The 9,370-nt window shown below is 74.4% G+C and carries 8 protein-coding genes and 1 pseudogene; 5 read left to right on the top strand and 4 right to left on the bottom strand.

What is annotated here, in order from left to right; all coding sequences use genetic code 11:
* Positions 1-127: pseudogene (locus IE312_RS42525) on the top strand (alpha/beta fold hydrolase); the annotation flags it as partial.
* 77 nt (positions 128-204) lie between these two features.
* On the opposite strand, the gene IE312_RS30440 reads toward IE312_RS42525, so the two are convergent.
* Positions 205-870 carry a bifunctional DNA primase/polymerase gene (locus tag IE312_RS30440; protein WP_189985490.1) on the bottom strand — a complete coding sequence of 222 codons (666 nt, stop codon included), beginning with the start codon at positions 868-870 and terminating at the stop codon, positions 205-207.
* Between the two features lie 295 nt (positions 871-1,165).
* On the opposite strand from IE312_RS30440, the gene IE312_RS30435 reads away from it, so the two are divergent.
* Both IE312_RS30435 and IE312_RS30430 read left to right on the top strand, forming a co-directional pair.
* On the top strand, positions 1,166-2,551 hold the full coding sequence (locus IE312_RS30435; RefSeq protein ID WP_189985489.1) for an NsdA family TPR-like regulatory protein: 1,386 nt from the start codon (positions 1,166-1,168) through the stop codon (positions 2,549-2,551).
* A gap of 199 nt (positions 2,552-2,750) precedes the next feature.
* Positions 2,751-4,475: a hypothetical protein gene (locus IE312_RS30430; RefSeq protein WP_189985488.1), complete on the top strand. Its 1,725-nt coding sequence runs from the start codon at positions 2,751-2,753 to the stop codon at positions 4,473-4,475.
* A 46-nt stretch (positions 4,476-4,521) separates the two neighbouring features.
* Here IE312_RS30430 and IE312_RS30425 read toward each other — a convergent pair whose 3' ends face one another.
* Positions 4,522-5,847 (bottom strand): ABC transporter substrate-binding protein, encoded by a 1,326-nt coding sequence (locus IE312_RS30425; protein WP_189985487.1) that lies wholly within the window; start codon positions 5,845-5,847, stop codon positions 4,522-4,524.
* A 117-nt stretch (positions 5,848-5,964) separates the two neighbouring features.
* Between IE312_RS30425 and IE312_RS30420 the strand changes: the two genes are divergently transcribed.
* Positions 5,965-6,465, top strand: coding sequence for an SCO4402 family protein (locus IE312_RS30420; RefSeq protein ID WP_189985486.1), 501 nt, complete (start codon positions 5,965-5,967; stop codon positions 6,463-6,465).
* A gap of 46 nt (positions 6,466-6,511) precedes the next feature.
* Positions 6,512-7,396 (top strand): formyltetrahydrofolate deformylase, encoded by an 885-nt coding sequence (gene purU / locus IE312_RS30415; protein ID WP_189985485.1) that lies wholly within the window; start codon positions 6,512-6,514, stop codon positions 7,394-7,396.
* A gap of 24 nt (positions 7,397-7,420) precedes the next feature.
* Here purU and IE312_RS30410 read toward each other — a convergent pair whose 3' ends face one another.
* Together IE312_RS30410 and IE312_RS30405 are read right to left on the bottom strand one after the other, a co-directional pair.
* Positions 7,421-8,809: a zf-HC2 domain-containing protein gene (locus IE312_RS30410; RefSeq protein WP_229900615.1), complete on the bottom strand. Its 1,389-nt coding sequence runs from the start codon at positions 8,807-8,809 to the stop codon at positions 7,421-7,423.
* Complete coding sequence (locus IE312_RS30405) at positions 8,806-9,363, bottom strand: sigma-70 family RNA polymerase sigma factor (protein WP_189985483.1); 558 nt, start codon at positions 9,361-9,363, stop codon at positions 8,806-8,808. The genes IE312_RS30410 and IE312_RS30405 overlap by 4 nt, the downstream gene beginning before the upstream one ends.
* Between the last annotated feature and the right edge of the window lie 7 nt (positions 9,364-9,370).

The following is a 9,370-nucleotide window of genomic DNA, read 5'->3' as shown; positions in this document are numbered from 1 at the left end:
GGTGCGGGTGCTGCCGCGCGGGGAGTACGCGGAGGTGCCGGACGCGGGGCACCTCGCGCACTACGACCTGCCGGGGGCTTGGCGGGGTGCGGTGTCGCCGTTCCTCGACGGGTTGCTCGGGGACTGAGTGCCCACTCGTCCGCCGGGTCTCTTCGCCGGTGGCTGCGCCGACGGACAACGGCCCGGCGGACGAGTGGGCGACGGCTACCGATCCCTCCCGCACGCGTAGGCCAGCGGTGAGATCAGCTCCTCCGCGTCGGGCAGCCACCGGTTCGCCGGTGTGGGCCGGCGGGCCCACTGCACGGCCCCCCGCGACCCGAACCGCGTGGGCGGCGCGGCCACGTACGCGCCCTCGCCCTGGGTCACCAGGTCCAGTGACGACAGTGACCAGCCGATGGTGCGCACCAGATCCGGCACCTTCGCGGAGGCGCCGGGCAGGACGAAGAAGTGCATCCGCCGGTCCGGGGTCAGGGTGACCGGGCCGAGCGTCAGCTGCATCCGCTCCATCCGGGCGAGCGCCAGGAACCCCGCGCTCTCCGGGACGGACAGCGCGTCGAAGGTCCGCCCGGTCGGCAGCAGGATCGACGCCGTCGGCTGCTTCTGCCACATCCGGCGCGCGACGGTCGCGCTGCCGGTCGCCTGGGTCGCCCAGTCGGGGCGCGCGGGGTGCGCACCCGGCGCAGGGCAGGAGGCGTCGCCGCACGAGCAGCGCTGCGTCCCGTCGACTGCTTCCAGCCAGGTGCCGGGGAACACGTCCCAGTGCCGTTCCTCGGCGTACCGTACGGCCGTCTCCAGCAGCGTTTCCCCGCGCTGCTGCGGAATGTGACCGGTCATCTGACTGTTCTGGGCGCCCGCGATCGTCTCTTCCACGCTCCACTCAACTCCCGCACCCACCCGGGGTTACGGCTGCACCGCGCGCGGGGGAGGAGCATCGATTCGGCAGTCGGGGCGCATGGGGGCATGTCAGGGGGCGCGTGGGAGGAGACGGGGCGTGAGACGGGTAGTCAGGGGTGGGGTGGCATCCGGTGTTACCCCGGCAAACCGCACATGTCGTGCATTGACGGTATGTCAGCGGGGCAGTGATCGTCCCGAACGGATCGTCTCGGCCGGATCCTTCCGACCGGAATTCCACGCTCCAGGGGATCGCAACGCAGGGGGTAAGCACATGGCCGCAAGGCCTCTCGTGGCGAGGCAGCCGAACGAACGGCTGCAGGCACTCATCCAGGAAGCGGGGTGCTCGAACGCCGGGCTGGCCCGGCGGGTCAACATGTGCGGCGCCGAGCACGGTCTCGACCTGCGCTACGACAAGACGTCCGTGGCCCGCTGGCTCCGTGGCCAGCAGCCCCGGGGCCGGGCCCCGGCGGTCATCGCCGAGGCGCTCGGGCGCAAGCTCGGCCGCACGGTCACGATCGACGAGATCGGCATGGCCAACGGCAAGAACCTCGCCTCGGGCGTGGGTCTGCAGTTCTCGCCGACCGTGCTGGGGGCCATCGAGCAGGTCTGCGAGCTGTGGCGCAGCGACGTGGGGCGCCGGGACTTCCTGTCCGGGTCCTCCGTCGCCGCCTCCGCGCTGGTCGAGCCCAGCCGCGACTGGCTGATCTCGGCACCGGACGCCCAGGTCGCGCGGCAGGCGGGCCCCCGGGTGGGCCCGTCCGACGTGGCCGCCGTGCGGTCCATGACGCAGGCGCTGGTGGATCTCGACCACCAGTACGGCAGCGGGCATGTGCGCCCGGTCGTCGTGCACTACCTCAACAGCGTGGTCTCCGGGCTGCTGGCCGGGTCGTACCGGGAGGCGGTCGGCCGCGAACTGTTCGCCGTCGTCGCCCGGCTGACCGAGCTGGCCGGGTACATGGCCGTCGACACCGGCCAGCCGGGCCTCGCCCAGCGGTACTACATCCAGTCGCTGCGGCTCGCGCAGGCCGCCGGGGACCGCGGCTACGGCGGCTATGTCCTCGCCGCCTCCATGAGCCACCTCGCCGCGCAGCTCGGCAACCCGCGGGAGATCTCCCAGTTGGCGCGGGCGGCGCAGGAGGGGGCGCGCGGGCATGTCACCCCCCGCGCGGAGGCGATGTTCCACGCCGCCGAGGCGCGCGGGCACGCCCTGCTCGGCGATGTGCGCGCCGCGCACGCGGCCGCCGGGCGGGCGGTCGACGCGATGGAACGGGCGGACGGCGCCGCCGGGGACGACCCCGTGTGGATCAGGCACTTCGACGAGGCCTACCTGGCCGACGAACTGGCGCACTGCCACCGCGACCTCGGGGAGGCCGAGCAGGCGGCGCGGTACGCCGAGCAGGCGCTGGCCGGCCACCCCGCGTCACGGGCCCGCCGGCGCGCCATCGGCTACGTGCTGCTCGCCACGGCCCAGGTGCAGCAGCGGGAGGTCGAGCAGGCCTGCACCACCGGCATGAGGGCGGTGGAGCTGCTGGAGACGCTCCGCTCCAACCGGGGCGCCGAGTACCTGGAGGACCTCCAGCAGCGTCTGGAGCCCTTCCGGGAGGAGGCCGTGGTCCGGGAGTTCGGTGCCCGCCTCGATCTCCAGCAGGCCGCGTGAACACCTGCCCCGCGGGGGCGTGAACAGGAGGGAAACGGCACCCGGGTGCACCGGGTGCCGTCAACTGCGCGGTGCGGAACGGTTCTGTTACCGCTGTCACAGGGAAGGAGGCCGCGTTCCGAGCTGCGTGGCACGCGGCTCGGGGGACCCGGTAGCGTGAGCCGACGATTCACAAGGTCCCCCATTAGTAGGAGTCCCGGTGACGCAGAGTGGACAGGGCGAGGAGCCCTCGGCGCGGCCCGCGCGCGAAGGCATCGTGCTGCCTTCCGACGGAGGCGAGCCCCTGCTGCCGGGCATGACCGCGACACCCGCCGGCCCGGCCGGCGGGCAGGCCTGGGGCGGTTCCTGGGGCCCCGGGCAGCAGACGCCCCGGCAGGACGAGGGGCAGCACCAAGGCCACCACCAGGGCCAGGATCAGAGCCACCACCAGGGCCAGCACCAGGCCCAGCAGCAGGCCCAGGACCAGGGCTGGGCCCAGGCCCCCCAGTGGGGCGGCCAGGCGCAGCCCCCGCCCGCCGCCGCTCCGGGCCCGCTGCCCCCGGAGGGCGCACCGGCCCCGGCGTACGGCGGCCAGGCACCGGCCTACGGCGGCCAGGACGGCTCCTACGGCGGCTACGGCGCCGCCCAGCAGCCGGGCTTCGGCGCGCCCGACCCCTACCAGCAGCAACCGCCGCACCAGCAGCCGTACCCGGGGGCGCAGCCCGCGCCCGGCGCGCCGCTGCCGCCCGCCCACCCGGGTGCGGGGGCCCCGCTGCCCCCGGCCGCGGACGGCGCGACCCAGTTCCTCCCGCCGGTCCCGGCGGGCCCCGGCGAGGCGGCCACCCAGTACATACCGCCCGTACAGGCCGCTCCGGCCGAGGGCGCGACCCAGTTCCTGCCGCCGGTCCCGGCCGGCGCCGGCGAGGCGGCCACCCAGTACATACCGCCCGTCGCGGCCGGCGCGCTGCCCCCGGAGTCGGGCGGCGAGGAGACGCGCTACCTCGGCCGGACACCCCGGCAGACCGCCCCCGCGCCGTCCGACGCGGAGGCCACGCAGTACATCCCGCCCTACGCCGCCCAGACCCAGACCCAGCCGCAGGTCCCGGCCCAGGGCGCGGACCGGCAGCCGCCCGCCGAGTTCGACAACCTCTTCCGCGGCGGCCCGGGGGGCGACGGCCCGGCCGGGTCCACCCAGCAGCTCCCGCGCGTCCAGCAGCCGGATGCCTATCCCGGCCCGGCGCAGGCGCCGTACCGCCCGGCACAGCCGTCGTACGACGCGGGGCCGGACGACGACGACGGCGGCGGCCGGCGCGGCGGCCGGTCGCGGGTGCCGCTGTTCGCGGCGGTCGGCGTGGGCATCGTCGTGCTCGGCGTCGGCGCCGGCGCGCTGCTGAGCGGCGGGAGCGACAAGCACAAGGGCGGTGCCGACCAGACGGTGGCCGCCTCGTCCCCGGCCGCCACCGAGCCCTCCGGCTCGCCCGCCGCCGACCCGGCCCGGCAGCAGGCGGTCGCGCTGGACCGGCTGCTCGCGGACAGCGGCAGCAGCCGGTCCTCGGTGATCCAGGCCGTCGCCGACGTCAAGCGGTGCGACAACCTGGACCAGGCCGCCGGCAACCTGCGGGACGCGGCCGGACAGCGGGGCGAGCTGGTCACCCGGCTCGGCAAGCTGTCCGTGGACAAGCTGCCGGGCAACGCCGGCCTGACGGACGCGCTCACCAAGGCCTGGCAGGCGTCCGCGGCCGCCGACAACCACTACGCGGCCTGGGCCGACCAGGCCAAGAACCGCAGGGTCTGCCACAAGGGGCACGCCCGCACCACCGGGGAGACCCAGGCCGGGAACCGGGAGAGCGGCACCGCCAGCGCGCAGAAGGCGAAGGCGGCGGCGCTGTGGAACACGATCGCGCAGAAATACGGACTGACCCAGCGCCAGCCCACCCAGCTGTGACCGGCCGGCCGGCCGGTGCCGTGACGGGCCCGGCCGCCGGGGTGCGTCACGGCACGTCCGCATGCTCCAAGGTGGAGGTCAGGTCGGCGGCCCCGTGGGTGCCGCCGGTGTCCGCGCGGGCCGCGACCAGCCTGCCGCCGCGCACCACCTGGAGCGTGACGTCGGCGTTGACCAGCCGCGGGAAGCCGACGGCGGCCAGCCTGCCCTCGTAGGGCCAGTGCAGGACCGGGGTCAGCCCGCCGGTGGAGACCCGCAGGCCGTCGTCGAGGGTGTGGCGCACGGTGTCGGCGCTCACCTCGCGGTCGCCGATCTTCTCCAGGACGGCCTTGAGGACGGTGTAGGCGATCCAGGTGGTCTGCACGCCGGCGTCCGCGGGGTCGATGCGGTTGTCGCCGAAGGCCTCCTCGTTGATCACCTTCTTCATCGCGTCCCAGCGCGGGTCGGAGGCCACCGGGTACCAGCCGGTGATGTACGCGCCCTCGTACGGTCCCGTCGCCCCGCCCGTGGCGTCGATCACGGTCTGGTCGACGCTGCCGAGCACGGTCGCCGTGCGCACGTCCGGGAAGTCCGCGCGGGCCCGCCGGAAGGAGTCCATGAAGGTGTCCGTGCGGTCCCCGAGCGCGGGCACCACACAGCCCTTGCGGGCCGGGTCCCCGGTGGCGTACCGCAGCGCCCGCTCGGCCTGGCCGCCGTACTCGGTGGCGTCCTCCGCGGCGAGCTGGTCGCCGGCGTCCCGGTGCCCGCCCGCCCTCAGTCCCGAGTCGAGCATCGTGGGCAGCTCGTCGCCGGCGATGCTGTCGGGGCGGACCAGCGCGACGCGTCCGCACTCGGCGGCGAGGGCCTTGCCGAGACCGGCCAGCAGGGCGGGCTGGCCGCCGTTGACCGGGTAGGACATGGCGCCGGTGAACTCGTCGTTCGTGACGCCGTAGCCGCCGATGTAGGGGATGCCGGCGCCTTCCAGCGGGGCGAGGTAGGAGTCGCCGAACTGGCTGTAGGAGCCGACGACCGCGACCACGTTCTCGGCCGCCGCGCGCCGGGCGCACTTGGCGGCGCCCACCCCGTCGTTGTGGTCGTTGCAGGTCAGCACCTCCAGCCTGCGGCCGTCGATGCCGCCGTGGGCGTTGACCCACTTCGCGTAGGCGCGGGCCATCGCGGGCATGCCCGGCTTGTTGGTGGCGTCGGTGTCCTGCGGGGCCCAGGTCATCACCTTGACCGGGTCGTCCCCGGAGCCCCCCGTGGCACCGGGGACGACCCCGCACGCGGCGGTGAGGGACGCACAGAGGGCCACCGCGCCCACGGCGAGGGCGGTGGCCCTGACGGGGCGGGGAAGGGCGGGGAGGGAGCTACTGCGCGTGCGTCGCCTGCCGGTCATGCATCCGCACGATTCCCTCACAGTACTAACCCGGGAGTGACCGTCGGTCGACGGAAGGTGACGTGCGGGTGAATTACAGGGGTGTGTGGGGCCCGCGGCCCACGGAACGTACGATCGATGACCGTGCAAGGTTCGGAGAACACTTCCCGTCGCGGCCGTCGCTCCTCCACCATGGGCGGCATGCCCTTGAACGACATGCCGTGGTGGCGGTGGCGCAGCCATGTGCGCTCGGCGCTGCACATGCTTTCCGATCCCGTGTTCCAGCGGGACGTCTGGCTGGCCGGCACGGACGGCTACGGCGACGTCACGGACGCCGTGTACCGGCTGGTGGAGGACACCTGGCTGGACAACTGGTCGGCCGAGAAGTACGTCGGCACCATATTCCGGGACTCGCAGGAGGCGGCGCTGGTCGACACCGCCGTGCTGCGGGTGCTGCGGATCATGCACCAGGTCGGCCCGGACGCGCCGGTCGCCGTGTACATGGAGCACCCGGGCTGGCCGGACGCGGTGCGCGCGGCCAGGGACGCGCACGTGCGCATGTCGGTGAGCGACGAGGAGGACCCGGACGCGCCGCCGAAGACCCTGGAGGTGCTGCGGATCCTCACCAGGTCCGCGTAGCGGACGGCCGCCCGTCCCGGCGGGCCGGTGTGGGACCCTGTAGCGCATGACCGATCAGTCCGCCCCTTCCGTCGCCGCGCCGGCCGACCAGTACGTCCTCACGCTGTCCTGCCCGGACAAAAAGGGCATCGTGCACGCCGTGTCCAGCTACCTGTTCATGACCGGCTGCAACATCGAGGACAGCCAGCAGTTCGGCGACCATGACACGGGACTGTTCTTCATGCGGGTCCACTTCTCGGCCGAGGCGCCGGTCACGGTGGACAAGCTGCGGGCGAGCTTCGCCGCGATCGGTGACTCCTTCCACATGGACTGGCAGATCCACCGCGCCGACCAGAAGATGCGCATCCTGCTCATGGTCAGCAAGTTCGGGCACTGCCTGAACGACCTGCTGTTCCGGGCGCGGATCGGCGCGCTGCCGGTCGAGATCGTGGCCGTGGTCTCGAACCACACCGACTTCGAGGAGCTGGTGGGCTCCTACAACATCCCCTTCCACCACATCCCGGTGACGAAGGACACCAAGGCGGAGTCCGAGGCCAGGCTGCTGGACATCGTCCGCGAGGAGAAGGTCGAACTCGTCGTCCTCGCCCGCTACATGCAGGTCCTCTCCGACGACCTGTGCAAGCAGCTGAGCGGCCGGATCATCAACATCCACCACTCCTTCCTGCCGAGCTTCAAGGGCGCGAAGCCCTACCACCAGGCGCATGCGCGCGGTGTGAAGCTGATCGGCGCGACCGCGCACTACGTCACCGCGGACCTCGACGAGGGTCCGATCATCGAGCAGGAGGTCGAGCGGGTCGGGCACGGCGTGACGCCGGACCAGCTGGTGGCCGTCGGGCGCGATGTGGAGTGCCAGGCGCTGGCGCGGGCGGTGAAGTGGCACGCGGAGCGCAGGATCCTGCTGAACGGGCGCCGCACGGTGGTGTTCGACTAGGGGGTCGGGCGGCCCGGCCCGCGCTCACATCCGACTGAGCGAGGCCACCGCGAGCAGGACGTCCCTGATCGCCTCCCGGTCGCCGACCTGGCCGGCCGCCGCTTCCGCCGGCGGCACGTGGCCCGCCGCGAGCCGGCAGAACTCCGCGCCGTCGAGGGCGACATGGGCCACCTCCAGGTCCGCGGAGCCCTGGGCCGCCGGTGAGTCCAGCGGGATCAGCCACTCGCCCCCGCCCGAGCCCTCGATCTCCAGGCGCAGGCTGCGGCCGGGCGCGCCGGCCGGGACCAGGTGCGGGGTGCGGCGGCCCGGCGCGGACAGGCCCGCGCGGCGGCGCTCGGCCAGCACCGTCGGCAGCACCCGGACCGCGAGGTCGATCATCCGGTTCAGGTGGCGCGGCGCCGGCGGCTCGTACGGGTAGTCCACCGCCTCCGCGATGTCCTCGGCGTGCACCCAGCACTCGAAGGCGCGGTCCAGCATGGCGTCGTGCAGCGGCAGCGCGAAGTCGCCGTAGGACACCTCCAGGCCGCCCGCGTGGCCGCCGGTGAAGGACACCGTGCGCACCAGGCTGTGGCTCTGCTCCCGCCACGGCCCCCGCACCGAGCGCGTCGGCGGGAAGTGCGAGGCCCGCCAGTACGCCTCCGTCCGCCCGGCCGGTCCGCCGGCGCCCCGTTCCGCCGCGCCGGCGACACCGGTCAGGGGATCCTCCAGGCCGAGCGCGGTCGCGACGATCCCGTCCACCGACAGCAGGTGCGCGATCACCCCGGCGACGGTCGTACGACGGCTCGTCGGCGTGTCCGCCTCGAACCAGCGCAGCCGCACCGGCGCGTGCCATTCCGCGTCGCCGAAGTCCTGGAGCAGCGCGTCCAGCCGCGCGGTCTCCGCGTCGTAGGGCGCCGCCCATTCGGGCACCGGGATGCGCGGCGGCCGGCGGCTCAGGCAGTTCTCCAGGACGCGGGTGCGCAATGCCGGGTCCAGGTCCAGGGTCTCCGGCTGGTGCAGCAGGCCGACCGCCTCGCGCAGCCGGCGGGCCTCGTCGGCGCAGCTGCCGCAGCCGCCCAGGTGGTGTTCGACGGCCGCCGTCTCCGCCGCGGAGCAGGCGGCCAGCGCCCAGGCGCCGAGCAGCGACTTCAGGACGTCGTGCGACAGGTCGAGCGGCACGGGTGCGGGGTCCCCCAGGTCGGCGAGGTCGGGCAGCGGGAGTCCACTGTCCTCCACGGAGGTGCGGGGCGTGGGTATGCGCGGGGCCGGTGCCGGGCCGGGTCCGCCGGCCGCGCGCGGGACGTCCCCGGAGCCACCGCCCCCGCCGGCCCCACGGCCGTCGCGCCCGTCGCGCCCGTCGCGCCCGCCGGGTCGGCCCTGTGCTCCGTGTTCGTGGGGTTCGTCGTGTGCGTCGAACCGGTCCGCCCCGTTCACACCGCACCCCGGTATCCCGGCGGTGTGCCGGTGTCGTGGGCGGTGGACAGCAGCTGGAGGCCCAGGCGCAGCCGCCGGCGTGCCTCGTCCTCGGTGACGCCGAGGTCGGCCGCGGTCTGGCGGTAGTCACGGCGCTGGAAGTAGGCCAGGTCCAGGGCGGCGCGCAGTGGGGCCGGCATGGAGTGGGCGATGTAGTCGGCGCGGGCGGCGACGGAGGCGCGGCGGACCGTGCTCTCCCGCTCCTCGTGCCGCGGCTGCTCCCGTTCCTCCCGGTCCCGCAGCCGCTGCACGGCGACCCGGTGGGTGACGGCGGCGACCCAGGAGCGCAGCGTGCCCTGTTTGGGGTCGTAGGTCTCGGGGTGTTCCCAGACGTGCGCGAAGACCTCGCGGGTGACGGCGTCGGCGGCCTGCTCGTCACCGAGGACGCGGTGACCGAGGCTGTGCACCAGGGAGGCGAAGCGGTCGTACAGCTCGCCGAGGGCGGCCGCCTCACCGCGGGCCAGCCGCTGCTGCATCTTGCGGTCCCAGCGGGGCGGTGCGTCCTTCCCGGCCATGCGGTCC

Source organism: Streptomyces capoamus (assembly GCF_014654935.1).
Taxonomy (GTDB): Bacteria; Actinomycetota; Actinomycetes; order Streptomycetales; family Streptomycetaceae; genus Streptomyces; species Streptomyces capoamus.
The sequence above is the reverse complement of the archived record's forward strand: the minus strand, read 5'-3'. Positions and strand labels throughout refer to the sequence as shown.

Excerpts from the sequence above, each read along its gene's own strand:
- IE312_RS30435 (WP_189985489.1), top strand. The coding sequence starts at position 1,166 with ATGGCCGCAAGGCCTCTCGTGGCGAGGCAGCCGAACGAACGGCTGCAG.
- IE312_RS30425 (WP_189985487.1), bottom strand. The coding sequence starts at position 5,847 with ATGACCGGCAGGCGACGCACGCGCAGTAGCTCCCTCCCCGCCCTTCCC.
- IE312_RS30420 (WP_189985486.1), top strand. The coding sequence starts at position 5,965 with ATGACCGTGCAAGGTTCGGAGAACACTTCCCGTCGCGGCCGTCGCTCC.
- purU (WP_189985485.1), top strand. The coding sequence starts at position 6,512 with ATGACCGATCAGTCCGCCCCTTCCGTCGCCGCGCCGGCCGACCAGTAC.
- IE312_RS30405 (WP_189985483.1), bottom strand. The coding sequence starts at position 9,363 with ATGGCCGGGAAGGACGCACCGCCCCGCTGGGACCGCAAGATGCAGCAG.